23 protein-coding genes and 2 tRNA genes are annotated in these 24,759 nt (G+C 65.5%); 14 read left to right on the top strand and 11 right to left on the bottom strand.

What is annotated here, in order from left to right; genetic code table 11:
• Window positions 1-41: 41 nt before the first annotated feature.
• Window positions 42-118, bottom strand: a tRNA-Val gene (locus tag FPY90_RS17015).
• Between the two features lie 474 nt (window positions 119-592).
• Here FPY90_RS17015 and FPY90_RS17010 point away from each other — a divergent pair.
• Complete coding sequence (locus tag FPY90_RS17010; protein ID WP_498682318.1) at window positions 593-1,177, top strand: GNAT family N-acetyltransferase; 585 nt, start codon at window positions 593-595, stop codon at window positions 1,175-1,177.
• A gap of 30 nt (window positions 1,178-1,207) precedes the next feature.
• Here the strand turns inward: FPY90_RS17010 and scpC are convergent, their stop codons facing one another.
• Entirely contained in the window at window positions 1,208-2,734 is a 1,527-nt protein-coding gene (scpC, locus tag FPY90_RS17005; protein WP_083411477.1) for a succinyl-CoA:acetate CoA-transferase ScpC, read from the bottom strand.
• A gap of 321 nt (window positions 2,735-3,055) precedes the next feature.
• Here scpC and FPY90_RS17000 point away from each other — a divergent pair, with 321 nt between their 5' ends.
• Window positions 3,056-3,790 (top strand): transglutaminase-like domain-containing protein, encoded by a 735-nt coding sequence (locus FPY90_RS17000; RefSeq protein WP_498682317.1) that lies wholly within the window; start codon window positions 3,056-3,058, stop codon window positions 3,788-3,790.
• A gap of 39 nt (window positions 3,791-3,829) precedes the next feature.
• Here FPY90_RS17000 and FPY90_RS16995 read toward each other — a convergent pair whose 3' ends face one another.
• The 3 genes from FPY90_RS16995 to FPY90_RS16985 all read right to left on the bottom strand — a co-directional run bounded on the left by FPY90_RS16995 (window position 3,830) and on the right by FPY90_RS16985 (window position 6,643).
• A complete protein-coding gene (locus FPY90_RS16995) occupies window positions 3,830-4,423 on the bottom strand; it encodes a GNAT family N-acetyltransferase (protein ID WP_498682316.1) in 594 nt (197 codons plus the stop codon).
• 210 nt (window positions 4,424-4,633) lie between these two features.
• Window positions 4,634-4,819, bottom strand: a complete 186-nt coding sequence (locus tag FPY90_RS16990; protein ID WP_139194970.1) for a hypothetical protein — start codon at window positions 4,817-4,819, stop codon at window positions 4,634-4,636.
• 543 nt (window positions 4,820-5,362) lie between these two features.
• The gene (locus FPY90_RS16985) at window positions 5,363-6,643 is read right to left on the bottom strand and encodes a glycosyltransferase (RefSeq protein ID WP_498682314.1); all 1,281 of its coding nucleotides are present in this window, start codon (window positions 6,641-6,643) and stop codon (window positions 5,363-5,365) included.
• A 146-nt stretch (window positions 6,644-6,789) separates the two neighbouring features.
• Here FPY90_RS16985 and FPY90_RS16980 point away from each other — a divergent pair, with 146 nt between their 5' ends.
• Both FPY90_RS16980 and FPY90_RS16975 read left to right on the top strand, forming a co-directional pair.
• The gene (locus FPY90_RS16980; RefSeq protein WP_071216377.1) at window positions 6,790-7,407 is read left to right on the top strand and encodes a hypothetical protein; all 618 of its coding nucleotides are present in this window, start codon (window positions 6,790-6,792) and stop codon (window positions 7,405-7,407) included.
• 104 nt (window positions 7,408-7,511) lie between these two features.
• A complete protein-coding gene (locus tag FPY90_RS16975; protein ID WP_286135581.1) occupies window positions 7,512-7,640 on the top strand; it encodes a hypothetical protein in 129 nt (42 codons plus the stop codon).
• Between the two features lie 142 nt (window positions 7,641-7,782).
• Here the strand turns inward: FPY90_RS16975 and FPY90_RS16970 are convergent, their stop codons facing one another.
• From FPY90_RS16970 to uriH, 3 genes are read right to left on the bottom strand one after another with little or no spacing between them, the layout of a single operon-like run.
• Entirely contained in the window at window positions 7,783-8,754 is a 972-nt protein-coding gene (locus FPY90_RS16970; protein ID WP_071216378.1) for a ribokinase, read from the bottom strand.
• The gene (gene uriT / locus FPY90_RS16965) at window positions 8,755-10,176 is read right to left on the bottom strand and encodes a uridine transporter UriT (RefSeq protein ID WP_498682310.1); all 1,422 of its coding nucleotides are present in this window, start codon (window positions 10,174-10,176) and stop codon (window positions 8,755-8,757) included.
• Entirely contained in the window at window positions 10,173-11,153 is a 981-nt protein-coding gene (gene uriH / locus FPY90_RS16960; RefSeq protein WP_498682308.1) for a uridine-preferring nucleoside hydrolase UriH, read from the bottom strand. Before uriH ends, uriT begins: the two co-directional genes overlap by 4 nt.
• 194 nt (window positions 11,154-11,347) lie before the next feature.
• On the opposite strand from uriH, the gene FPY90_RS16955 reads away from it, so the two are divergent.
• Entirely contained in the window at window positions 11,348-12,391 is a 1,044-nt protein-coding gene (locus FPY90_RS16955) for a LacI family DNA-binding transcriptional regulator (protein ID WP_498682306.1), read from the top strand.
• A 9-nt stretch (window positions 12,392-12,400) separates the two neighbouring features.
• On the opposite strand, the gene FPY90_RS16950 is transcribed toward FPY90_RS16955, so the two are convergent.
• A complete protein-coding gene (locus tag FPY90_RS16950; RefSeq protein WP_498682304.1) occupies window positions 12,401-12,946 on the bottom strand; it encodes an RDD family protein in 546 nt (181 codons plus the stop codon).
• Between the two features lie 72 nt (window positions 12,947-13,018).
• Here FPY90_RS16950 and FPY90_RS16945 point away from each other — a divergent pair, with 72 nt between their 5' ends.
• From FPY90_RS16945 to FPY90_RS16935, 3 genes are all read left to right on the top strand, one after another.
• Window positions 13,019-13,927 carry a dihydrodipicolinate synthase family protein gene (locus FPY90_RS16945; RefSeq protein ID WP_498682303.1) on the top strand — a complete coding sequence of 303 codons (909 nt, stop codon included), beginning with the start codon at window positions 13,019-13,021 and terminating at the stop codon, window positions 13,925-13,927.
• 409 nt (window positions 13,928-14,336) lie between these two features.
• Window positions 14,337-14,639, top strand: a complete 303-nt coding sequence (locus FPY90_RS16940) for a hypothetical protein (RefSeq protein ID WP_498682302.1) — start codon at window positions 14,337-14,339, stop codon at window positions 14,637-14,639.
• Between the two features lie 127 nt (window positions 14,640-14,766).
• Window positions 14,767-15,972, top strand: a complete 1,206-nt coding sequence (locus FPY90_RS16935) for an IS1249 family transposase (RefSeq protein ID WP_498682300.1) — start codon at window positions 14,767-14,769, stop codon at window positions 15,970-15,972.
• 129 nt (window positions 15,973-16,101) lie between these two features.
• Here FPY90_RS16935 and FPY90_RS16930 read toward each other — a convergent pair.
• Both FPY90_RS16930 and FPY90_RS16925 read right to left on the bottom strand, forming a co-directional pair.
• Window positions 16,102-16,178, bottom strand: a tRNA-Thr gene (locus FPY90_RS16930).
• A gap of 167 nt (window positions 16,179-16,345) precedes the next feature.
• Window positions 16,346-17,209, bottom strand: coding sequence for a DsbA family protein (locus FPY90_RS16925; RefSeq protein WP_498682298.1), 864 nt, complete (start codon window positions 17,207-17,209; stop codon window positions 16,346-16,348).
• Between the two features lie 153 nt (window positions 17,210-17,362).
• Here FPY90_RS16925 and FPY90_RS16920 point away from each other — a divergent pair, with 153 nt between their 5' ends.
• From FPY90_RS16920 to FPY90_RS16895, 6 genes are all read left to right on the top strand, one after another.
• Window positions 17,363-18,838 (top strand): alpha,alpha-trehalose-phosphate synthase (UDP-forming), encoded by a 1,476-nt coding sequence (locus tag FPY90_RS16920; RefSeq protein WP_498682296.1) that lies wholly within the window; start codon window positions 17,363-17,365, stop codon window positions 18,836-18,838.
• A 162-nt stretch (window positions 18,839-19,000) separates the two neighbouring features.
• Window positions 19,001-19,783 carry a trehalose-phosphatase gene (otsB, locus tag FPY90_RS16915; RefSeq protein ID WP_498682294.1) on the top strand — a complete coding sequence of 261 codons (783 nt, stop codon included), beginning with the start codon at window positions 19,001-19,003 and terminating at the stop codon, window positions 19,781-19,783.
• Between the two features lie 56 nt (window positions 19,784-19,839).
• Window positions 19,840-20,964 carry an ABC transporter ATP-binding protein gene (locus FPY90_RS16910; protein ID WP_498682292.1) on the top strand — a complete coding sequence of 375 codons (1,125 nt, stop codon included), beginning with the start codon at window positions 19,840-19,842 and terminating at the stop codon, window positions 20,962-20,964.
• 136 nt (window positions 20,965-21,100) lie between these two features.
• Window positions 21,101-22,426 carry a DUF4032 domain-containing protein gene (locus FPY90_RS16905; protein WP_498682291.1) on the top strand — a complete coding sequence of 442 codons (1,326 nt, stop codon included), beginning with the start codon at window positions 21,101-21,103 and terminating at the stop codon, window positions 22,424-22,426.
• Between the two features lie 722 nt (window positions 22,427-23,148).
• Window positions 23,149-23,949 (top strand): phosphatase PAP2 family protein, encoded by an 801-nt coding sequence (locus tag FPY90_RS16900; protein WP_498682289.1) that lies wholly within the window; start codon window positions 23,149-23,151, stop codon window positions 23,947-23,949.
• Window positions 23,946-24,755, top strand: coding sequence for a DUF1206 domain-containing protein (locus tag FPY90_RS16895; protein ID WP_498682286.1), 810 nt, complete (start codon window positions 23,946-23,948; stop codon window positions 24,753-24,755). Before FPY90_RS16900 ends, FPY90_RS16895 begins: the two co-directional genes overlap by 4 nt.
• Window positions 24,756-24,759 lie beyond the last annotated feature (4 nt).

The raw sequence follows: 24,759 nt of genomic DNA, 5'->3' as shown, positions 1-24,759 counted from the left end.
ATTAACGAAAAGAGCCCCGGACATCCGGGGCTCTTTTCGTTTGGTGGTTCTTAGCAGACTCGAACTGCTGACCTCTCGCGTGTGAAGCGAGCGCTCTAACCAACTGAGCTAAAGAACCGTCACGCAACTCCCGAAGGAGTACCTAGCAAGATTAGCCGAGCACTGCGGCACACACCAAATCGAATGCACAGATCCCTTTACCGGGCTTCGCACTGGACCCGGAGCCGGTGCCCGCCGCACCCCTATTTTCGGCCACGCCCGGGCGTGAAACCCGAAGGTTAATTGTTGGTGAATCCACACCCCCGCTACGTCGCAAAAAACCGCGGTATTCCGGGCCATTTTGGCCCCTGGTCCGGTTCCGCGCGAGGGAAGTTTCCGGGTGTCCGGCGAGTCGCTCGAAAGCAGTGTTTACAACGAGGCTTCCGGCGGGTAATAATTTCACTGTCGAATCCTTCGACGCCCAAACTGGGCCCTACAAGGAAGCTGCCGGGAACCGCCGGCAGCGGTCCCCTACCGGCCAAAGAACCGGCCCGGCGTAATTCCGGGAACCACTTCTTTTGTTCGCTCTATTTTTCCTAGAGGACCGCTCCCAGTGCTTCCCATCATTGAGTATTCCCTGTCCTATTGCGCGCCCACCGGCGCCGAACGAGATGCCCTGTCCGCACTCACCCTGAACCCCGATGCCCGCTGGCACGAACGCATGGACCAGGCAAGGTTCGTGGTCACCGCGCTGCACGAGGGCACCCGGGTGGGTGTTGGAATCGTGCACACCTCCGTGACCGCACCGACCATGGCGCCCAGCCCCATGGAGCTCGGCGGCATGTTCGTGCACCCCGCCTACCGCCGGCTGGGCATCCGCCAGTACATGGCCGAGGCCCGGCTGACCTATGCGCTGTCCATGGGCGGCACCCCGATCACCGTCATCGACAACCGCAACCAGGCTTCGTGGGGCTACTACGAGCGCTCCGCCCGATGGACGCCGGAACGCGAGTACACCGGCTACGTCACCGGGCTGCCCATGACCATCTGGGTGTCCACCGAGTCGTCCTGGTACCGCACGGGCATGGGCCTGGACCCGCTGGTCCCGGCCCAGCCCAACACCGTCCTGCCGCACGCTGCGTCCCCGCAGCGGCCGCTGTCCCTCGGGCCGGACCAGGACAACGCGGTACCCGCCTAGGAAATATCGGGCGAAGGCGATGCAAAGGGACTATGCCCGTGCGGCCCCGGGGCGCATGTCGCCGGTGTCGATGTAGCGCTGGTGCCAGGACAGCGCCTCCCCCAAAAGGTGCGGGGTGTGCTTGCCGTAGCTGGAAACCTTGGCGCGGTCGAAGTAGTCCTGCAGCATCGGGCGGTACTCCGGGTGGGCGCAATTGTCGATGACCACCTGGGCGCGCTGCTTGGGCGAGCGCCCGCGCAGGTCGGCAAGGCCGCGCTCGGTAATCAGGATCATGGTGTCGTGCTCGGTGTGGTCAACGTGGCTGGCCATCGGCACGATGCCGGAAATCTTCCCGCCCTTGGCGGTGGACGGGGACATGAACACCGAGAGGTAGCCGTTGCGGGCGAAGTCACCGGAGCCGCCGATGCCGTTCATGACGTGCGATCCGACGACGTTGGTCGAGTTCACGTTGCCGTAGATGTCGGCCTCGATCATTCCGTTCAGCGCGATGCAGCCCAGCCGGCGCACGAGTTCGGGGTGGTTGGAGATCTCCTGCGGGCGCAGCAGGATGCGCTCGCGGTAGAAGTCGACATGTTTGTTGAACTCGTCGATGCCGTCGGAGGACAGGGAGAAGGAGGTTGCGGAGGCGAAACCGATCGTCCCGTCCTTGAGCAGGGACAGCATGCCGTCCTGGATGACCTCTGTGTAGGCCTGCAGGCCCTTGTAGCCGCCGCGGGCCAGGCCGGCGAGCACGGCGTTGGCAATGTTCCCGACTCCGGACTGCAGCGGCAGCAGCTTGTCGGTCAGCCGACCCGCGCGGATCTCGTGGTCCAGGAAGTCCAGCAGGTGGTCCGCGATCTGCTTGGAGGTCTCGTCAACCGGTGCGAACGGGCTCAACCGGTCCGGGGCGTCGGTTTCCACGACGGCGACGACCTTGGCCGGGTCCACCCGCAGGTAGGGCTCGCCGATCCGCTGGTCGGCGGTGGTCATTTCGATCGGCTTGCGGTGCGGGGGCAGCGCGGTGCCGTAGTAGATGTCGTGCATGCCCTCCATGGCGGCGGACTGCTGGGTGTTGACCTCGATGATGACCTTGTCGGCCATGTCCAGCCAGGTCTTGTTGTTGCCCACCGAGGAGGAAGGGATCAATCGTCCGTCCTCGGTCACGCCGACGACCTCGATGATGGCCAGGTCGATCTTGCCGTAGAAGCCGAACCAGGCGTGCTGGGCCACATGGGACAGGTGGATGTCCATGTATTCCATTTCGCCGGCGTTGATGCGGCGGCGCAGCTCGGGGTCGGACATGTAGGGCAGGCGCAGCTCCATGCCGCCGGCGCGCGCCAGCACCCCGTCGAGCTCCGGGGCGGTGGAGGCGCCGGTCAGCACGTTGATCTTGAACGGCTTCCCCGCGGCCTGTTCCTTTTCCATGAGCGTGGCGAGCGCGCCCGGGACGGCCTTGGGGTATCCCGCGCCGGTGAACCCGCTCATGGCCACCGTCATGCCCGGCTTCACCAGGTCTGCGGCTTGCTCGGCCGACATGCGGAGGTCAAGGAACTTGGAGTAGTGGATCCGATCGTGCACGGTTGCCCTTTCCGAGGAGTTGCGACACACCAGCTTCGTGTCATCTGCGCCACTTTAGCCCTTGGCTGCATCACATTTGGTCCGTTTTGCGCCCGCATGGCGCCAACGGTTCCAACGCTCGGTGAGCCGACCCGATTTTGCGGTGACCGGCAGGTGAAAGCCGGTCGCCGGATTGCATTGCAGGATGACCGAGAAGCAGAAAATGATCTGGACCATGTCCGCCAGCGGAATCCTGGTGGTCGCCGGTTGGGTGTTTGTTGGATCCGGTGGCCTGGCGCTGCTGCTCGATTCCTGATCCGTTGGCGTGGCAGACTCGGTCCCATGACCTGCACACTGACCACGACAGCCCGGTTGCGCCGCGCAGACGCCGTCTCCGGCGATCCGGTGGCCGGCACGACCGACTTCACCCCGATCCTGGACGGCGGCGACCCGGTGCTGCTGGAGCTCGGGGCCCGGCTACGTGCCAGCACCGGCAGCGACCTGGAGTTCCTGCGCGAGGCCCACCGGTGGATCCAGCAGCGGATCCGTCCCGTGTATTCGCTCAACGAAACCCAGCCGGCCTCGGCCACGCTGGCCAAGGGACGAGGTTCGTGTTCGCAGCGCATCGCTTTGCTGGAGGCGTTGGCCAGAGGAGCGGGACTCGCCACCCGCTCGGAGGCCCTGCTGATCCATGGATCGTTTTGGCATCCGCGGTTCAGGTATTTGCGCCGCGCGGTCCCGGCGCGCATCCTTGTCGCCTGGCCGGATTTCAGGCTCGATTCCGGGTGGGTGAATCTCTCGGATCTCTTCGAGGCGGATGCCAAGAACCCTGCCCAGGCTTTCGCAAACCAGGGCGCCGAGACCCTCTTCGATGCCATTGCCACCGGGTCCGCCCACTGGGTGTCAAGCGGCTGCGCCGAGGGATCCTGCATGCCCGCCGACCTGGCCCAGGTCGATCGGTCGCTGGGCAGGTTCGCGGACCGGGACGCGGTCTTTGCCCGTTACGGCCAGAACCTGCCGGGCATCATGCGCGTGCTCCTCGAACCCGTTTTCGGCCGATGGGCGGCCAAGGGCTAGGTTTCGGGCCATTCCCACGGCCGTTGGCCGGGACAGCAATCAGGCCGGCCCGAGCCGCCGCACGTATTGCCGGCACACATACACCCGCTTGAAGGCCCGGCGCATGCTCTCCTCGTCCTTGATGTCTGCATGCATGAAGGCCAGCACGGGCCGGGACAAGCCCTCCGGGCATTGGAACCCGTCATTCGGTTCACTGTAGCCCTTGTACACGTGCAGGTATCGGTAGGCTTCTTCAAAGCCGTTGCGTTGGTACCAGCCGTTTGCCGCGGCATCCTCCCGCGTCCAGGCATCAAGGGTCCTGGTGCCGGAGGGGAGGCGAGCCAGGGCCTCGTCCAGCAGCGCCGACGCCATCCCCTGCTGCCGGGCGCCGGGGTGCACGGCGATGGAATCGATGGTTGCCGCATCGCCGTCCAACTCGATGTCGATCAGGCCCACGATCGTGCCGTTGTCCTCTGCCACCAGGCTCAGGTTCGGTGCCTCGATGTCGCTGCGGTCGGTGCGGACGTCGTCGTAGTAGTTGCTGTCCAGGAAGCTGAGCAACCTGCACTCGAGCCAGCCGCGTTCGTCTGCCGGTTGGTATTCACGGATATTGAACATTGCGAGCGTGACCTGTCGGTGGACGGTGTGGATCATGCATTGATCGTGCTGGGCGCTGGCGGTATTCGGGCAACCTCACGCCACACCACCAAGCTATCACCGACCGATTGAGCATTTCACGGGCACCCGGGCAGGCATTCTTGCGCGACCCAACGCAAAACAGGTGTGCCCGCCACTGAAGTGGCGGGCACACCCGTTTGTACCGTGCATTGGCCCGGGCCGTTCATTCCCGGGCCAACCACGAAGCTATGCGACCTGCTCGGCGCCCGGTTCCTCATGCGCGTTGTGCGCCTTGCGGTAACGAGCGACCATCGCAAAGGTCAGTACGCTCAGTAGTCCGATCATCGTGAAGGCCGTAATGATGAGTGCTTCATGACCTGGTGTCATTATGATTCGTCCTTTCATGACAGTGCGGCGATTTGACGGGCTCATGCCCCATCTCTTATCAACCGCCGGAAGTGCCGTGCTCGTCGCCGGGAGGCGTCAAGCCCTGGGCCCGTTCCGTTTCTTGCTTTGTTTCTGCTGCATGCCCCGACACCGCTGGAGGGGCGTTCCTGCGTTTCGGACAGTCTTCGTCAAGTGGCCAAGCCTGCAACTTGCCTGGCCGCTACGCGCCCTCGATGACCCGCATCGATGCGCGAGCGAAACGTGCCGGCAATGAATTCCGACAGGCTTGCCTCATCGAATCGCACGGCACACCCCCGGTGTTGTCCGATCCAGGCGGCCGTTTGCGGAGCTCGGGATAAGTTGGCATTGCCATCAGCGCTGCATCCGGCCTTGACCAATGCATCCCGGGACCACCGTCCGAACCTCCCCTGGGTCCGCATGGGATTTTGAGCGGCGGTACGAATCAATTCGACTGCTCACGCTCTTCTAGCAACCCTTGAGGAGGTCTCTAATTGTCGCATATTTGTACTAAATAAACAAGCCTGTGGTCCGTTGAACGCGGCACCATCACCTCGCGGCCAAGGGCATTCACCATTCCAGTTGCTCGAGCAGGAGCGACTCGTCGGCCGCATCCCGGGCGATGGCCACGCCGAGCCGCCGGGCGCAGAGGCGGTAGTCGTCGTTTTCCGAGACCCTGGTGATAGCCCTGGCGATGGTGCCGGCCGAGGCAAGGCGGGACACCGCGACGCCGGCGCCCCGCGAGGTGACGCGGATGGCGTTTCCGGACTGGTCACGGCCGTGATGCAGGATGACCAGCGGCACCCCCGCCGCCAGCGCCTTGACCACGGTGCCGTGCCCTCCATGGGTGATGACCAGGCTGGCCCGGGCCATGGCCTGGTGGTGGGGTGCGGCGGCCACCACCGCCACATTGGCCGGCGCATGGATCTGTCCGGGGTCGACCGCGGGGCCGGTGGTCACCAGCCCGCGCACCGGCAGGCTCCCGAGCGCGTCCACAATCCGCTGCATGCACTGCACATGGTTCTGGAACGTCGAGGACATGGCCACCAGCACCAGCGGCGCCTCGCCTGCGGGCGGCGCCCACGGGGCGTTGGAGGTCCAGGCAGGATCATCGAGGATCGGCCCCACGTAGCGGGCATTGTCCGGAAGCTCGGCGGGGAAGTCGAAGGCCGAGGAGGTGAGGATCAGCTGGCGCCTGGCGCGATGCACCTGGGCCCACGTGTTCTCCACCGGGGCCAGCCCGTGTTCGGCACGCAATGCGTTCAACGGGCCCAGAGCGAACCTGTTGGCCAGCTTGGTGGTGCCAAAGGACGTCATCCGGTCACGCAGTGCACCCAGCGGCCCCTTCGCCGGGGTGAAGCCGGTGCCGACCTGCGGCATGCCCCTGGCGGGCAGCGGGTAGGTGTTGGACATCAGGACGTCGAAGGGAACCCCGCGCGCCTCGGCCCCCACCATGGCGCCGAAGGCGAAGAACGAAGCCAGCACCAGGTCCGGCCGCACCTCGTCGATGGCCTCCGCGGTGTCGCGGGCCTGCTGCGGGGCCGGGAGCCCGATCATGTTTTCGAACATGTCCCGGGCCAGTGCCATCGGGCTGCGCAGCGCCCAGTCGCGGACCTCTCCGGTGTGGCCATCGGTCCAGGAACGGAACGAGGCCCCGGCCCCGGCAGTCTGGTCTTCCATGGAATCGTCGGCAAGCAGCACGACCTCGTGCCCGCGGCGGGCCAGCCGCCGGACGACTCCGAGCTCCGGCGGAACGGTGCCGCCCGCGTCCTTGAGCGCGAAGAGGTAGGTGCGGCGTGCCGCTTCCGGCGCGGTTCCTGCACCCCGGGGGCTGGCTGGTGTCTGGCTCATGGCAGCTACGGTACGCCGCGGGTTCGGCGTGAAACATCCGTGCCTGTACCCGTTTTTCCCGGTTCCGGGCGCGGCTCACACTCCCGCCAGGATCAGCGGCCGCCTCGCGATATCCCCAGGTGCCGGAGCCGAGTAGGCTTCGGGACATGACCATCGCCATCGTATTCACCGCAGTGCTCGCCCTGCTGGTCCTCTTCCAGCTGGCACTGGCGTTCGGCGCCCCGTGGGGCCGGTTCGCGTGGGGCGGGCGGCATCCGGACTCGCTGCCGGTTCCCCTCCGGATCGCTTCGGCGTTCTCCGTGCTGGTCTACGGGTTCATCGCGTTGCTCGCCCTGGACCGGACGGGCGCCATCGAGTTGTTTCCCGCAGGGTTCTCCCGGGTCGGCATCTGGGTCGTGTTCGCCTACCTGGCCCTCGGTGTGGCGATGAATGCGATCTCCCGGTCCAAGCCGGAGCGCTACGTGATGACGCCGGTGGCGCTGGTGCTTGCTGTCCTCGCGCTGCTCCTCGCGCTTTCACCCGCGCCCGACCGGGCCTTCGCCGGCATGGTGCTGGATGACGGCAGCGGTCCGGTGTACTGCACGACCGTCATGGAGTCCTATCCGCCGCAATGCGGCCACGATTCCCCCGCGGTACTCGGCTGGGACTGGAATGCCGTGGGGCACCAGCAGTCGCAATCGGTACGCTGGGGCGAATACAGCTTCCAGGGCGTGCGCGGGCGCGGCACGATCACCCTGGAAGGCACGGCGATGCCGCTGCGCTGAGCAGTCTCCAGGAAAGGCGGCGCCCCCATGAAGAAGCCACTGCGCGGCGCAGGGCAGGTTTCGGTCCTGCTGGCTGCCCTGTTGCTGGCCGGCTGGAGCTGGTGTTGCCAAGAAACAAGGGGCCATGCTCCGCGGACATGGGCGTGATGACCCACGAGCTGGAAGTGCCCGGATCGGTCACCCGGCGCCCGGTCGCCCTGGTCCTGCACTACGCGGACGGACCTGACACCTAGACGCTGGTCCTGGACCAAACCCCTGCCGCAACGCACCAGCGCCAGGGCCCTCCCGGGGAAGGGACCGGGAGGGACCTGGCGCTTGGGTGGCGGCCCGTCCCCGGGGGATCGGGAACGGGCCTGGCAACGGGCCGGGAATCGGCTAGGCGTTGAGCCTGGCGAACACCTCGGCGGCAGCCGGGTAGGCGGCCTGCGTGCCCTTCTTGGTGGCCGCCAGTGCGGCGCCCACCGAGGCGAAGGCGGCTGCCTCGGCCAGCGGGTCGCCGGCGGCCAGGCGTGCGGCCAGCCCGCCGGTGAAGGCGTCGCCGGCACCGGTGGTGTCCACCGCGTCCACGCGGGTCGGGGCGATGCGCACGATGCGCTTGCCCGCTTCCGCCCTGGAATCCAGCACCACCGAGCCTTCGGCACCGAGGGTCACCACGGCGCTGGGCAGCCCGCGGGCCACCAGGTGCTCCAATACCGGTTCCCAGGCCGGGGCCTCGGCATCGGGGCCCGGGATTTGCTCCCCGTCCAGGAACTGGGAGGCCTCGTGCGCGTTGACCAGCAAGACGTCGGAAAGGGCCGCGAGGCCCGGGCGGATGGGTGCGTACGGGGAGAGGTTCAGCAGCACCGTGGCCCCGGCGTCCGCTCCGGCCCGGGCAGCGGCCTCGACGGTGTCCAGGCCCACCTCCAGGCACAGGCAGAGCACCGCAGCATTCTCGAAGGCGGAGCCGGCGGCCGCGACGTCTTCCGGGGACAGGGTCCCGTTGGCGCCGGCGGAAATCACGATGGTGTTCTCCGCGGCGGCATCCACGGTCACCACCGCGACCCCGGTCTCCACGCCCGGCACCCGGCGCACGTGCGACATGTCCACGCCGGCCTCGGTGCAGGACTCGAGCAGCATGGTGCCATTGGCGTCCCGGCCCACGGCGCCCACCAGGGACACGTCCGCCCCGAGCTTGCCGGCGGCAACGGCCTGGTTGGCGCTCTTGCCGCCGGGGTTCACGGTGAAGCCCGTACCGTGCAGGGTCTCCCCCGGGGCCGGCAGGCGCTCGGTGTAGATGGTCAGGTCCGCGTTCAGCGAGCCGACCACCACGATCTTGCCGGGCTGGTGCTCCGGGGCTTGGGTATCCAACTACTTCACCTCTGCGTCGACGGGCTTGGGGATCAGCAACGAGGCGGCGAAGGCGGCCACGGTGATGAGCAGGCCGACCACCACCACGGTGACGTAGGAAGCGCGGTCGCCCAGGGACGAGGTTCCCACAAGCACTGCCGGGAGCACAAGGAAGCTCAGTCCGGCGCCCAGGTTGAAGGCCCCGGCGTTCATGCCCGGCAGGAAGCCGGGGTTGCCCTTGGGCGAGAGCACCACGCCCAGGCCGTTGAGCATGATGTTGGCGGTTCCTGCATACATGATGCCCAGCAGCGCGGTGCCGGCAACCATCAGGGGCAGCGAATCCATGCCGAAGAACACGATGACCAGCAGCGCTACCACCGAGCCGAGCATGCCGATGCGCAGCACCAAGGTGTAACCCCAGACCGGGGCCAGGCGTCCGCTGACGGGTCCGAAGATCCAGCCCAGCAGCGCGTACGGGGTCAGGATCAGCAGCGCGGTCTGCGTGGGGCCGACGCCGAAGCCGGGACCGGCTGCCTGCACGTAGGCCGGGACGATGCCGTTGATGACCGCGAAGATGCCGGTCATGGTCAGCACCGTGGTCAGCAGCGGTGCCCAGGTGGCACGCTGGCGCAGGTGCTCGAGCTGCACCATGGGCTCGGCCACGCGCTTCTCGGTGGACCAGAAGCCGTAGAACGCCGCGGCGGACACGGCCAGCAGGACCAGCGACAGGATGACGGTGGCCGGGTCGATGCCCGAGACCAGCTTGGCTGCCTCGTTCAGGGCCGTGAGCAGCGCGCCGACGGCCACCACGATGAAGAACACCCCGAGCCAGTCCATCTTGGTGCCGGCCTGCGGCTTGGACTCGCGGGTCAGCAGGGCCACCGCTGCGGCGGCCAGCACCGCCAGGACGACCATGAACCAGAAGATCGAGCGGAAGCCGTGGTTCTCGGCCAGGTAGCCGCCGAGGAAGGAATCGACGCCGGCGACCCCGCCGTTGACGGCGAGGATCAGGCCCATCAGGGTTCCGTAGCGGCGCGGGTTGGGCACGGCACTGCGCAGCATCAGCAGGGCCAGCGGGACTGTGGGCCCGGAGATGCCCTGGATGATGCGCCCGGCGAAGAGCCAGCCGATGTTCGGGGCCAGTGCCGCGACGACGGAGCCGACCGCGGTCAGCAGCATCATGATGACCAGGATGCGCTTGCGGCCCACGACGTCCGAAAGCCGGGGCAGGAACAGGGAGAACAGCGCGGCGGTGGTGAAGAACCAGGTCTGCGACAGGCCGATGGCGGCCTGGTCGGTGCCCAGTTCCTCGCCCATGGTCACCAGCGCGGGGCTGAGCATGGAGGCATTGAGCTGGAACGCCACGCAGGCGGTGAGCAGGGCGGCGGTCAGTGCCACCGCGCCACCGCGGGTGCCGGTGGCTTTCTCGGTCAGGGTGCTCATGCGCTTGCGAGCTCTACGTCGCCGATGCGCACCAGGGCGTCGGTCACGAGGTTCCAGAAGCGCTCGTGGTCAAGGTCCACGGCCACCGAGGTGTGGCAGTCGGCCGGGGCCGGGGCGCGGAAATCGGCGACCGTCATGCCCAGGGTCAAGGTGCCGGCAAGCTCGATGTCCACCGGCACCTTGCGGGTGGTGACGATGGTCGGGTCGATGACGTACGCGACGGCGCAGGGGTCGTGGACCGGCGGGAAGTCGAAGCCCTGGGCGTCCTTGTAGGTTGCCTTGAAGAAGTCCATGAGTTCGCGCACGAACTTGGCCGGGCCGGTGCCCACTGCCTCGATCTGCGCGACGACCTCGTCGGTGGCAAGAGCCTGGTGGGTCAGGTCGAGTCCGACCATGACGACCGGCCACTTCTCGTTGAAGACGATGTGCGCGGCCTCGGGGTCGATGATGATGTTGAATTCGGCCACGGCGCTCCAGTTTCCCACGTGGTAGCCGCCGCCCATCAACACGACTTCCTTCACGCGCTCGACGATGCGCGGCTCCTTGCGGGCGGCCATGGCAATGTTGGTCAGTCCTCCGGTGGGGACCAGGGTGACGGTGCCCGGCTCGTGGGCCATGATCGTGTCGATGATCAGGTCGACCGCGTGGCGGGGGTCCAGCTCGATGGCCGATTCGGGCTGCAGGGGCCCGTCCATGCCGGATTCGCCGTGGATGTCGGGGGCGTTTTCGATGGTGCGCACCAGCGGGCGGTCGCAGCCTGCGGCGAAGGGAACGCCGGTGATGCCGGCGATGGTTCCAACCGACAGGGCGTTCTTAGTGACCTTGGCCAGGGTCTGGTTGCCGACCACGGTGGTGACGGCAAGCAGCTCGATGGCGGGGCTGCCGTGCGCCAGCAGGATGGCAACGGCGTCGTCATGTCCCGGATCGCAGTCCAGGATGATCTTCCGCGGCTCGGTTGTAGCGATGGGTGCACCCATTGTCGTTCTCCACATCTTCGGGGATACTCCTGCCCGCGGTTTTGCGGCCGTGGACAGGAAATGCTGTTTCACCGGAATTCTGGCACCTTTGGCACCCGCGCGTCAAACGCTTAACTACCCGCCGGGAAATACCCTAGTCAAACGCTTGACGCCAATCGGTTCGCGGAGCCCGGTCCTCGACTAAGATAAAAGCCATGCATTCGACCCAAAAGCCGCGGCCCACCCCACCGAGCCGGCGACGGGTCACGGCCGCCATGGTGGCCGAGCGTGCGGGGGTTTCCACCGCGACGGTGTCCCTGGTTGCCAACGGCAAGGCCAGCGGCCGGGTCTCGGCCACCAACGAGGCCAAGGTCCGCGAGGCCATCCGCGCCCTGGGCTACGTGGTGGACGGCATCGGAAGTTCGCTGGCCAGGGGCGTAAGCAACACCGTGATCATGGTGGCACCGGACATCTCCAACCCGTTCTTTGCCACGGTCATTGCCGGGGTGCGCTCCGCGCTGGGTTCCAAGTACCAGTTGCTGCTCTCCGTCACCGACGCCGGCCAGCTGCCCAGCGCCGATGACACCCGCCGGCTGCTGGGCCTGCGCCCGGCCGGCCTGCTGGTCGACGCTCCCGAACTGTCGTTCCTCGAGGAGCTTTCGGCCCCCGGCCCGCTGGTGCTGCTCGACGCACCCGGCTTCGGCCCGGAGGTCCCGGCGGTGAACCTCGATGTCGCCCACGGCGCGCGACTCGTGGCCGGGCACCTGGCCGCGGCCGGCCACCGGAAGGTCGCATACCTCGACGGCACCACCGGCACCGCCACCTTCGAGCTGCGCCGCACCGCTTTCCTTGAAACCGCTGCCGAACTCGGCATGGAAATCCCCGCCGGCGCACTGGCCGCCACCACCATCAACGTGGGGCTGGCCGCCGATGCGTTTGCCGAGGCCTGGCCCCGCTGGAAGAAGGCAGGGGTCACCGCGGTCGTCTGCGCCACCGACACCCACGCCTACGGAATCCTGCAGGAGGCGCGCGCCACGGGGATCTCGATCCCCGGCGAACTCGCCGTGACAGGCTTCGACGACCTGCCCTACTCGAGAACCAGCTCCCCGTCCCTGACCAGCGTGAACCTGCCCGGCGAGCTGCTGGGCCGGAGGGCCGCCGAGCAGCTGCTGCGGCTGATTGACGGCGAGGAACTTCAAACGCAGCAGGTCACCCTCGAGAGCACGCTCATGGTGCGCGGTTCCACGCTCGGGAGCTGACCCGGGACTTCAGGAAGCGGGCACCGCACGCAAGCGGACCCTGGTGCCCGCGGCCAGGTCGTGCGGACCGCGCCCCGTGGCCAGCACCATCACGGTGTAGACGATGGCTGCTGCCGTCGCCGTATGCATCCCCACAAAGATCCAAGCCCGGGGCGTGGCCTCGTTGCCGTCTCGGTAGATGACACCCATCAACTGCCAGATGAAGAAGTGGGCCGTTTCCCACGGCAGGAGCTTCACGATGGTGCGCAGCAGGATCTTCGTCGGCTTAGGCACCGAGCTGTCAAGGCCGGTGACCTCCAGTCCCATCCGGCGCTTGCCCCAGGTGCTGCGGTGCGGGCCGGACTCGGTCTTGTAGAGGTAGATGCCGACCACGAAGGTCAGCAGCAGGAAATACAGGATCTCGCTGCCAATCGGACCGAACTTGCCCAAGGTGTCGGGCAGCTCGCCGCGGGTCAGGAAGATGATCGCGGTGACCAGGCCCAGGACGATCATCCAGGCCAGGATGACCAGGTAGTCCAGTCCCAGGGCGGCCAAGCGCCGCGTCCGCTCGCTCATCCGCCCAGCCTAACGCGCGCGGACCTGCGTGCCAACGGCCATCCGGGAAAAATTGCTATATCCTCGGTGACCATGAAGCCATCACCGATTCTCACCGGTCTCAGTGCCTTTCCGCTGACCCCGCTCGCCCATGACGGCATTGACGAGCCCGCCTTCGAGCGTCTCGTCGCACGGGTCGCAGCCGCGGGCGTCGATTCCATCTGTGTCCTCGGTTCCACCGGCAGCTATGCCTACCTGGACCGGGCAGAACGCGCCCGCGCCGTGGAACTGGCCGTGGCCGGCGCCGGAAGCATCCCGGTGCTCGCCGGTGTGGGTGCCCTGCGCACGCGGGATGTGCTGCGCCACGTCGACGATGCCCAGGATCGCGGCGCATCCGCCGTCCTGCTGGCCCCGATGAGCTACCAGCCCCTGACCGATGACGAGGTCTTCGGCCTGTACGAGGATGTCACGGCGAACCTCTCGGTTCCGCTGGTCGTTTATGACAACCCGACGACCACGCGCGTGGTCTTCAGCGACGAGCTTCACGCGCGGATTGCGCAGCTGCCCGGCGTTGCATCGATCAAGATTCCGCCGGTGCCGGCCAACCCGGCCGAAGCGGTGCAACGTGTCTCCTCGCTCCGGGCCCTGGTTCCCGGGAATGTCACCATCGGTGTCAGCGGCGACGGTGCCGCCGCAGCCGGTCTTCTTGCCGGTTGCGATGCCTGGTACAGCGTCATTGCCGGGATCCTGCCCGAGCAGTGCCTGGCGATCACCCGTGCGGCAACTGCCGGCAACGCGGATTTCGCGCGTTCCCTTTCACTGGAATTGGAACCCTTGTGGCAGCTCATGGCCCGGTTTGGAAGCTACCGGGTCGCCTCTGCCGTGGCCGAGGACCTCGGCCTGGTTTCCGCGGGCAATCTGCCCGCTCCCGTCCGGGGACTGGATGGCAACGGGCGGGCTGCAGTGGCAAGGGCCTTGGCAGAAATGAAGATCCTCGGGTAAGCCACCGGGAAAACCGCGTCCTGGCCCGGCTTGGCTCTGGTTCCCTGCCGCAATCACCGATACAACAACCATGATCCGGCAACCGTTCCGGGAGGCGCCGGGAAAGAGCGGAATGTGATGACCGGGGAATCCGGAACTGCACCAACCAACGGCCTGCTGGCCGGCGAGATGGTGTTCCGGCTTCTGGTGGCAGCACCGGCGTAGACCCTCGCCGCGGTCACAGTCCTCCACTTGGCGCAGGAACCGAGTACGTGCACGGCAGAAAATCGCTCTTCCAATTCGGGATGACGCACCGACTTCTGGGTGGCAAAACCCCACGATCACTAGGTACGACGGGGACCCGCCAAGATTGTCCACAACCTGTTGCAACCATCCCCCGGTGTGCAATTGACCGTGGAATAATCGCTGCATGGCCGCCGAAATCTCTTCAGGTACATGCCGCATCACGACAGCGACTGGCAGCGTCTACGACTTGGCGATCGGGCCCGAGGGGCCGACCCTGACCCGCTGGCCCGGGGAGCTTCCGGTGCATCCGTCCATGGATGGTGCCGAGACCGATCCCTTGCGCCGCGACACCGAGGCAATCACGGTACTGGCTGTCCACCAGTTAGCGGTGGGCCAGCCAGCAGTTTTTGTCCTGGATCTTCGCCGCGACGGCATCCCAACGCTTCGAACCACGTCCACCGTGCTCACAATCAACCATCTGAGTTGACCATGCAATTTCGAAAAGGGCCTTCTAGGCCGCAATTCGATGCACAAAGAAAAGGTAGGCCACCTTCATATTGCAACGGAGGCTTATAGGTCAGAAAGTGTGTCCATGAGGGGCCTGCATCCCAACGATGGCGCGGCAGAACGGGGTTTCTTATAGCCTTGGGCCATTAACCGTGAATGGTTCTGGAAATTCGAGGCACTGTGAAGTATGTGGATCTCGTCTGAAGCGCAATGGAAAGACGACGGCCGGGACCCAGCGCTGGAGGTGCATTGACTGCGGGGCCAGCAGCGTGCGCAGGCGGGCGGACCTGGCCCGCAGGGCCGAGCTGGACCGGTTCGTGGCCTGGCTGATGGGCAAGGATTCCCAGGCCGAGATCGGACCCGGTGGCGGGCGAACCTTCCGCCGTTCCACGCAGTGGTGCTGGAACATCGAACCCGTGGTCGCGGTGACCGGGGAGATCCACGGGCAGGTCCAGATGGACGGCATCTACCTGGGCCGGGGCTGGTGCTGCCTGATAGCGATCGCCAACGGGCACGTCATCGGCTGGCAGTGGTGCGACACGGAAAAGTCGGCAGCCTGGCTGGCCCTGATGGAAACGATCCCGGCCCCGCGGGCGGTGGTCATCGACGGCGGCTCGGGGCTGGCCTCGGCCCTGTCGCGGGCGTGGCCCGAGACCCGGATCCAGCGCTGCCTGGTCCACGTCCAGCGCAACGTGCGCACCTACCTGACCCTGCGGCCGCGCACCGACGCCGGCAAGGCGCTGCGCCGCATCTCGCTGGCCCTGACGCGGCTGAAGACCACGCAGGAGGCCGCCGCCTGGGTCCAGGTGCTGAACCAGTGGAACACCGAGCACGGGGACCTGATCAAGCAGCGCACCTACCAGCAGGGCCCGACCGGTTTCCGTCCAGCCGGGGTCCGTTCGGGCCAGGCCTGGTGGTACACCCACGACCGGCTGCGCAAGGCCTACCGGCTGATGGAACGCCTGGCCAAGAACGGTCACCTGTTCACGTACCTGCACCCGGAGCTGGCCGATATCGGCGTCGATCCGACGACCAACAGGATCGAGGGCGGGGTCAACACGCACCTGCGCGCCCTGCTGCGCAACCACCGAGGGATGCCGCCGGCCCACGCCAAGCGCGCCGTCGAATGGTGGCTCTACACCCACACCGAAAACCCCGCCGCGCCGCACACCCTCATCCGTCCCGAGCACCTGAAGCCGGCACCCAAGGCGGTGCACCGGGAAGAACGGGTCGGACCGGAAACACTGGGCACGGGATACAGCGCAGAGGAAGGGCTTTGGGCCAGAAAAGGATGGGCCGGCAGGCCCTGCTAAAACCCAAGCCAGACCGTGGAAACCCCGGGTGACACACCCGGGGCAGACACACTTTTTGTCCTATAGGCCGCAACGGACACGCAGAAAGCCCTACCTCCCTTTAGATGAAAGGAAGTAGGGCCTGCGGTGTGGAGCCCCCTGCCGGATTCGAACCGGCGACCCTCGCTTTACAAGAGCGATGCTCTGGCCAACTGAGCTAAGGAGGCGTGCTCCCCGGGTCCGTGTGAACACGACCCAAGTGCAGGAACTAGCGTAACCGACATTCATCGGCAGGATGAAACCGGCAGCGTGAAAGCCGCCGGCCCCGGCTCCATCGGTTGGGTGGTTCACGTGCACACTGCGAACCACCCAACTTCATGCTGGAACTACGTTGCTACTTGTTCGCCTTGATTGCGGCGTCGACGACGGCAACGAAGTCGGGCTCGGCGTTCGGATCCCAAAGCTTGCCTTGGATGAACACGCTCGGGGTGCCGCCAATGGCATCCACGCGGGCGGCCGCATCGGTGAACTTCGCGAACGGGCGGAAGGTGCCTTCATTGATGCAGCTGGCAACATCGGCACCGTTGTCCTTGGCCAGCTGGATCAGCTGCTTGTTCTTCATTTCGCCCTCAGGATAGTGCGCAAACATTGCCTTGGAGAACGGAAGGTACGAGGCCGGAGCCGCATCCGCCACGCAGGCCAGTGCGTTGGCTCCGCGCGAGGAGAAATTGGTCGGCGATCCCGCATCGAGGAACGCGACGTTGCGGTACTCCACAGTCACATCGCCTGCGGCAAGCCAGGTGCTGATCTGGTCCGCGTACTGGGTCTCGAAGTCGGCGCAGTGCACGCAGTTGACATCGACATACAGCAGCATGTTGATCGGTTCGCCCTTGGGCGCCGCCTTGTAATCCCGCGGAGTCGGCGTCGCGCCTTGGGCCGGAGCCGTGCCCACCTTGTTGATGTCGACGCTGAGTCCGGAAGTATCGGCAAGGGTCTTGTCGGAGGTTAGCGTAATACCGCCTGCCGCGTTGCCGCCCTTCGGCACCGCGCCGGTGTCGGCAACAGTGCCCGAGTTCTTCTGCAGGACGAGGGCCACGACCAACGCAATCACGGCAAGCACCGCCACTAGGACGCCCAACTTGATGAACAGGGATTTGCGCTTGTCAGCAGCTTCTTGTGCCGCGTGCATTTTCTGTGCCTGCTCGCGCGCGCTTGCGGTCCGCTCGGCCTTGCTCGGCCGCTGGCTATTCGATGCCATAGGTCAAAACGTCCTTTAAGATTGAAATGATACTCCCCCGACCAAACCAGTTTAGGGTACGGGGGTCGCGTAGCTTAGCGCCGCCGTGTCGCTTACATCACGTAGTTACCCTAAGCTCAAGATCAATCTTGAGTATTAGAACGGAGGGTCAACATGCAAACGGATAAGAAGACCGAATATAAATCCGGTAGCGAGAAACAAAGCTACGACTTCATCGTGGTGGCCAATCGACTTCCAGTGGACCGGGTGGAAGGCGAAGACGGCGAGCTGTCGTGGCGCCGCTCCCCCGGAGGCCTGGTAACCGCCATCGCCCCGGTCATGCAGGAATCGGACGGAGCCTGGGTCGGCTGGCACGGAGCCACCGACGAGGAACTCGAGCCATTCGAAAACGACCGGATCCACCTCATCCCCGTCCCGCTGGACGAGGAGGACCTGGAACTCTACTACGAGGGATTCTCGAACTCGACTCTCTGGCCGCTCTATCACGACGTGATCGTGCCGCCAGAATTCCACCGAACCTGGTGGGACAACTACAAAAAGGTCAACAAGCGCTTCGCCGACGCCACGGCAAGGATTGCCGCCCAAGGTGCAACGGTCTGGGTGCAGGACTACCAGCTGCAGCTCGTGCCCAAGCTCCTGCGCGAGGCGCGCCCGGACTTGCGCATCGGCTTCTTCAACCACATTCCATTCCCGTCCCCCGGGATCTTCTCCCAGCTTCCCTGGCGCAAGCAGATCCTCGAAGGGCTGGCCGGCGCCGATGTCGTGGGTTTCCAGCGCACCGCCGATGCCAGCAACTTCCTGCGCTGCATGCGCCGCTACACTGACCGCACGGTCAAGGGCTCGCTGGCGATCCCGCCGGCATCGCCCGAAGCCAGTGGCTCCAGCTCCAACATCTGCCGCGCCGAGGCGCACCCGATCTCCATCGACACCCAGCAGGTCGCGGAGCTCGCGCACGATCCGGAGATCATCGCCCGGGCAAAGCAGATCCGCCAGGAACTGGGCAACCCGAAGACCATCCTTCTGGGCGTGGACCGGCTCGATTACACCAAGGGCATCCGCCACCGGCTCAAGGCCTACGGCGAGCTGTTGGCCGACGGGGACATCACGGTCGGCGAGGCTTGCCTCGTGCAGGTTGCCAGCCCCAGCCGCGAGAATGTCGAGCGCTACCAACAGCTCAAGGACCAGGTCGAGCTCATGGTCGGCAACCTCAACGGCGAGCACGACACCATGGAGCACACGGCCATCCGCTACCTGCACCATTCGTACCCGATGCGCGAAATGATTGCCCTGTACCTGGCCGCCGACATCATGCTCGTGACCTCGCTGCGCGACGGCATGAACCTGGTGGCCAAGGAGTTCGTGGCGGCCCACACCGATGACACCGGCATGCTGGTGCTCTCCGAATTCACCGGTGCAGCGGACCAACTGACCCAGTCCGTGTTGGTGAACCCGCACGACATCGACGGCATGAAGTCCGGGATCATGCGCGCCCTGCTGATGGATCCGCAGGACTCGGCGCGTCGGATGCGCCGCATGCGCCGGCACCTGCGCGACCACGACGTGGCCCGATGGTCCCAGACCTTCCTCTCCTCGCTGGCCTCCCCGCTGCCGGTGGACACGCTGGTCTAGGCTTGAAGATGTCTTGGCGCGGGTGCACATCGGGAATTCTTCCCGTAGCACCCGCGCATTGCATTTGCACCCATTGCCATGGGCCAAGCCGGGAAACCTGCCCCGGCCCGGGCGTTCGTTCCATGCCCGCTTCAACTGCCTGAAAGGATCAGCTGGTTAACTATGGGTCCCATCACTCCCGACCTCGCCGATGCCATCGAATCCCTGGTCGACACCCCGATCCTGCTCGTTGCCCTGGACTTCGACGGAACCTTGGCGCCCTTGGTCGACCGTCCCGAGGACGCGCGTCCGTTGCCTGCCGCCTCCGAGGCCCTGGCCAAGCTGGCCGCCCTGGAGAACACCGTCACCGCGCTGATCTCCGGCCGCGACCTGGCCTCGCTGCGCGCCGTGGGCAGACCGCCCGAGCAAACCCTGTTGGTTGGCAGCCACGGCACCGAACGCTGGGCACCGGAAATCTTCGGCGCCGAGGACGAACACATTGATCTCAGCGGCTCGCAAACCGCCGCCTTGGCCAAGGCCACCGGGATACTGGAAGCCATCAGCGCAGCCAATCCGGGCACCACCCTTGAATACAAGCCCGCCTCGATCGTCCTGCACGTGCGGCAGGCCGCACCCGAGGTTGCCACCGCGGCGCTGCGCGCCGCCCATGAGCAACTGGATGGAATCGAGAACCTGCAGGCCCTGGACGGCAAGGCCGTGCTAGAAGCCAGTGTGCTGGTGGGCACCAAGGGCGACGGCCTGAACTGGCTGCGCGAGGTCGCCGACGCCTCAACCGTGTTCTTTGCCGGAGACGACGTCACGGACGAGGACGCCTTTGCCGCGTTGCGCCCCGGGGATATCGGGGTAAAAATCGGGTCCGGGAAATCCAAGGCACAATTCCGACTTAATGGGCCCGGGGAATTGCCTGCCCTTTTGGAATCCATCCTTGATATGAGAAGCTTGTGATTCCATTCACTACGGATCGTCGGGCACGTACCTGCCCGTGAAAGGATTGCTGGCCCATGGCATCTGTAACTTTTGACCAAGCCACCCGAACCTACCCGGGTGCCACCAAGCCCAGCGTTGACAAGATTTCCCTGGAGATCGCCGATGGCGAATTCCTGGTTCTTGTCGGACCCTCCGGCTGCGGAAAGTCCACCACCCTGCGCATGCTCGCCGGCCTTGAAGACATCAACTCCGGACGCATCCTCATCGGCGACCGCGATGTCACCAACGTTCCGCCCAAGGACCGAGACATCGCCATGGTCTTCCAGAACTATGCGCTCTACCCGCACATGACCGTGGGCGACAACATGGGTTTTGCCCTGAAGATCGCGGGCATCGACAAGGAGGAGCGCGCACGACGCGTGCAGGAAGCGGCAAAGCTTCTTGACCTCGAGGACTACCTGGACCGCAAGCCGAAGGCTCTTTCCGGCGGCCAGCGCCAGCGTGTTGCCATGGGCCGGGCCATCGTGCGCAGCCCGCAGGTCTTCCTCATGGATGAGCCGCTGTCGAACCTCGATGCCAAGCTCCGTGTGCAGACCCGCACGCAGATCGCGTCGCTGACCCGCCGTCTGGGCGTCACCACGGTATACGTGACCCACGACCAGGTCGAGGCACTGACCATGGGCGACCGCGTCGCAGTCCTCAAGGACGGCCTGCTGCAGCAGGTCGGCACCCCGCGCGAACTCTATGACACTCCGCAGAACGTCTTCGTCGCCGGCTTCATCGGTTCCCCTGCCATGAACTTGTTGGAGCTTCCGGTGGCCGACGGCGGTGTCGCCTTCGGCGGCACCATCTACCCGGTCGCTTCGGCAACGTTGCAGGCCGCAACCGGCAACTCGGTGACCTTGGGCGTGCGTCCCGAGGATCTGGACCAGGTCGGTGCGGACGAAGGCCTCTCGGTCGAGGTCGACGTCGTCGAGGAACTCGGCGCCGACGCCTACGTCTACGGACACACCTTTGTGGGCGGCACCGAATACCAGATGGTCGTGCGCGTCGACGGCCGCAAGCCCCCGTTCAAGGGCGAAACCATCCACGTGCTGCCGAAGGTCGGACACGTCCACCTCTTCGACACCGACTCCGGCGAACGCCTGGCCGAGCCGGCCAGCAGCGGGGCTCACGCACAGGTGGCCAGCGAGGCCTAGACCTCCCTGCCTGTCGTCGTGGTTTTTCACGACGACGGCCAATGGCGGCCGTATTCAGCCCAGCGCTGGGTACGGCCGCCTTTGCATCTCCATCATTTCCCCCCTCCCCACCGCAGCAAGAAACGGCATCCACGCCATGATCCGCCACACCGCCAATTGGCACGACGAACCCACCAACCATGCCCAGTCCGGCAAGCTGCCGCGCGGGAATTCCTCGACCCCGGCCGTGTCCGGCTCGCTGTCGATCACCGCGGCCACTGCCGACCCCGGCCTGCTGGATTTGCCGTGGCAGCTCCCGCTGGAGGACTGGCCGGCCGACACCCTGGCCCCGCTGCCGCGCGGAATCTCCCGGCATGTGGTGCGCTTCGCCATGATGGGCGGAGCGGTCATCGCCATCAAGGAAACCGGCGAACACGTGGCCCGGCACGAGTACCACATGCTGCGCAAGCTGCGCCGGTTGGCCGCCCCCTGCGTGGAACCGGTCGCGGTGATCACCGGGCGCAAGGACACCGAGGGCAACGACCTGGACCCGGTGCTGGTCACCCGGCACCTGAAGTACTCCCTGCCCTATCGCGCCCTGTTCTCGCAGAAGCTGCGCCGCGATACCCTCACCCGACTCATCGATGCACAGGCGCTGCTGCTGGTCCGCCTGCACCTGATCGGCTTCTACTGGGGTGACGTGTCCCTGTCCAACACCCTCTTCCGCCGCGATGCCGGTTCTTTCGCCGCATATCTGGTGGACGCCGAAACCGGCGAGCTGTACCCGGAGCTGTCCTCGGGGCAGCGCGAGTACGACCTGGAAATCGCCCGGGTCAACATTGCCGGTGAACTCATGGACCTCATGGAGGCTGGGCTGATCGAGGACACCGTGGATCCGGTGGCCACCAGCGAGGACATCCTGCACTCCTACCGCGGGCTCTGGGCCGAGCTGAACGACAAGGAATCCTTCGACCTGTCCGAACGCTGGAGGGTGGACGAGCGCATTCGCCGGCTCAACGAACTGGGTTTCGACGTGGAGGAGATCAGCCTCAAGACCTCCCCCGACGGCGGCCAGCTGGTCATCCAGCCCAAGGTCGTCGATGCCGGGCACCACACCCGCCGGCTCTTGCGGCTCACCGGGTTGGATGTGGAGGAAGGCCAGGCCCGCAGGCTGCTCAACGACATGGATGCCTACCGGGCCAAGAAGCACCCGGACCTGGATGAGGAGCTCACCGCGGCCCACTGGGTCACCGATGTCTTTGACCGGATCACCGGCGCGATCCCCCGCGAGTTCCACGGCAAGTTGGAACCGGCGCAGATCGTGCACGAGGTCCTCGAGCACCGCTGGTACATTTCCGAGGCCCGCGGTTCCAACGTGCCCATGGAGGAGGCCGTCGCTTCCTACGTGGAGGCGGTGCTGCGCCACCGCAGGGACGAGGCCCGGCTGGTATTGGGCCCGGACGAGCAGTCAACGGGCGCATAGCCGGCCTGAATCGTTGGGTTGGTTTCCGGCTGTCAGACGAACAAAATATGGTCGATTTTTCTACCAGGCTCCTTGTCCCCTGATGACTGTCTGACAAATCCAAGCAGAGTATTGCCGGCCGTTACTCGTGCCGCCCCACATCAATTGCTTCGCGCCTCGAGACACGAAGTCTGTTGCGTGGCCGGATCCTGTTGCGCCTTGAACATTGTCATTCGACCTTGGCGGAACGGTGTCCATTTTTTCATCCGCGCCAACACCGTAACCAGCAACTGCGTCGAAGAAGTCCAGCGGCTTCGGCAAGCACTTCACCTGAATTTACAGCGGTTCGCTTCTGCTGCTCGTCCTGACACCCGGCTTCATCTTCATCCCGGCGGCGCTCGTCAAGTGGGCTTTCATTGCCGTGTTGCGACAGGACAAAAAGGCGTTTGGTGAACCGGCCGGGTGATTCGGGAACAGTGCCGAGAGCATCTACCGCACCAATCTCGCGGCGCTTCCCGTCCCGGCGAAGGACCCGAAGGCCTATACCGATGAGATGTGTCAAGCGATTTTGCGGATGCTTAGGGCCTTCTGACTATTTACTCGGTGTGTCGCCCGCTTGAAGGTGTAGTTCCATTCGCTTAGGCGGGTCCAAACACTATCCGAGCAAACCAAATGGGGGGCATACTTACCGCAAGAGGCCAAGCGCTGTCGGAAATGCCATCGGATCGAGTACGGAGAACCCTTTGGAAGACGAGAAGAAAACCGGGCAACCCCCGGTGCCGCACGACACCGGACAACGATCCGGATGGCGCCAAAAATTCGTGGTCGAGGAGCGCTTTGTGCCGGCCGCCACCCGGCGTCGGCTCTACGCCACCTCTGCGGTTTTGGTGGCAACGGGTCTGACCGTGTTCTTCGTGATGCTCTTCGGGGTTCTGGGCCATACCGGGTTCCAGCATTTCGACCAACCGGTCAACGAGTGGTTCATGGCCCGGCGCCAGCCGTCGATCACCGGATTCATGATCATCCTGACGATCGTCTTCGGGCCTATCGCCATGCCGATCATTGTTTTTATTGTCGTTGTCGTATGGCTCATCTTGGCAAAACACGCCTGGCGGCCACTGCTGCTTGCCGCGGCCATGTCCATCGGGATGGTGATCGCAATGACGTTGCTCCCGGTGGTGCGGCATCCGCGGCCACCGGTCGATCTCATGCTCTTGCAAGCCGACACCAGTTTTTCCTTCCCGTCGGGCCATGTCATCGGCGCAGCAGACTTCCTGCTCATCCTTGCCTATCTCATCGCCAGCCGGCAGCGCAGGATGTTGGTCACGCTGCTGCTTTTCGCCGTGGCCATCGTAGGGACCCTGGCCCAAATCGCCAGCCGGCTCTATCTCGGCTACCACTGGATCAGCGACACCACGGCATCAATAGCCGTTTCCCTCGTGATGCTCGGTGCAGTCATTGCGGTGGACACTGCGAGAACCGTGAGGATACCGGGCGAACCGGTCCGCGGCGAGTACTCCCAGAATCAGGTCGATGGCACGTGAGAGCCGGAGGAGAAGCCCGCCGAGCCGCCAGCCGCGTTGGAAACAGCGCAGCGCTTTCCACGATCGCGCGCATCGGGTTTGCCGCCAGCGGCCTCATGCACTTCCTGATCGGATACATCGCCATCCGCATTGCACTGCACCACGGCGGGGAAACCGACCAGTCGGGCGCCTTCGCCCAACTGGTCAAGCTGCCCGGTGGAATGATCGCCGTGTGGATCGCCGCAATCGGACTCGCCGCCCTGGGACTGTGGCTGCTGCTGCAGGCGGGGCTCGGAATCGGGTCTTCATCCAAGAAGCGCTGGGCCCGAAGCCTGGTGTCGTTTGGCAAGGCGGTGGCCTACCTGGCATTGGCCTGGACCGCACTTTCGATCGCCCTCAGGAAGCCGGCGAACTCGGCTTCCAACACGCGTCAGGCCAGTGGAACCTTGCTCTCCCTTCCCGGCGGCCAGGCGCTACTCATCGGCGTTGGGGTCATCACGGCGATCATTGGGGCCTACTTCGTGTACAAGGGATTGCGCCAAAAGTTTCGTGACGACATCCGGCTTCCGGCCGGTGGTGCAGGGAAGGCCGTCGTGGTCCTGGCCGTGACCGGGTACGTTGCCAAGGGCGTCGCCGTCATTGCGGTGGGGTTCTTGTTCATCGTGGCCGCAATCAAGGTGAAGCCAAATGATGCCAGCGGTCTCGACGGCGCCCTGAAGTCGCTCAACGACTTGCCCTTCGGCGACGCACTGCTGTTTTTTGTCGGCGCCGGCTTCATCGCCTACGGCTTGTACAGCTTTGCCCGGGCGCGGTTGGCACCTCTGTGACCGG

It is taken from the genome of Arthrobacter sp. C2, from assembly GCA_024207135.1.
Classification (GTDB): Bacteria; Actinomycetota; Actinomycetes; order Actinomycetales; family Micrococcaceae; genus Paeniglutamicibacter.
The sequence above is the reverse complement of the archived record's forward strand: the minus strand, read 5'-3'. Positions and strand labels throughout refer to the sequence as shown.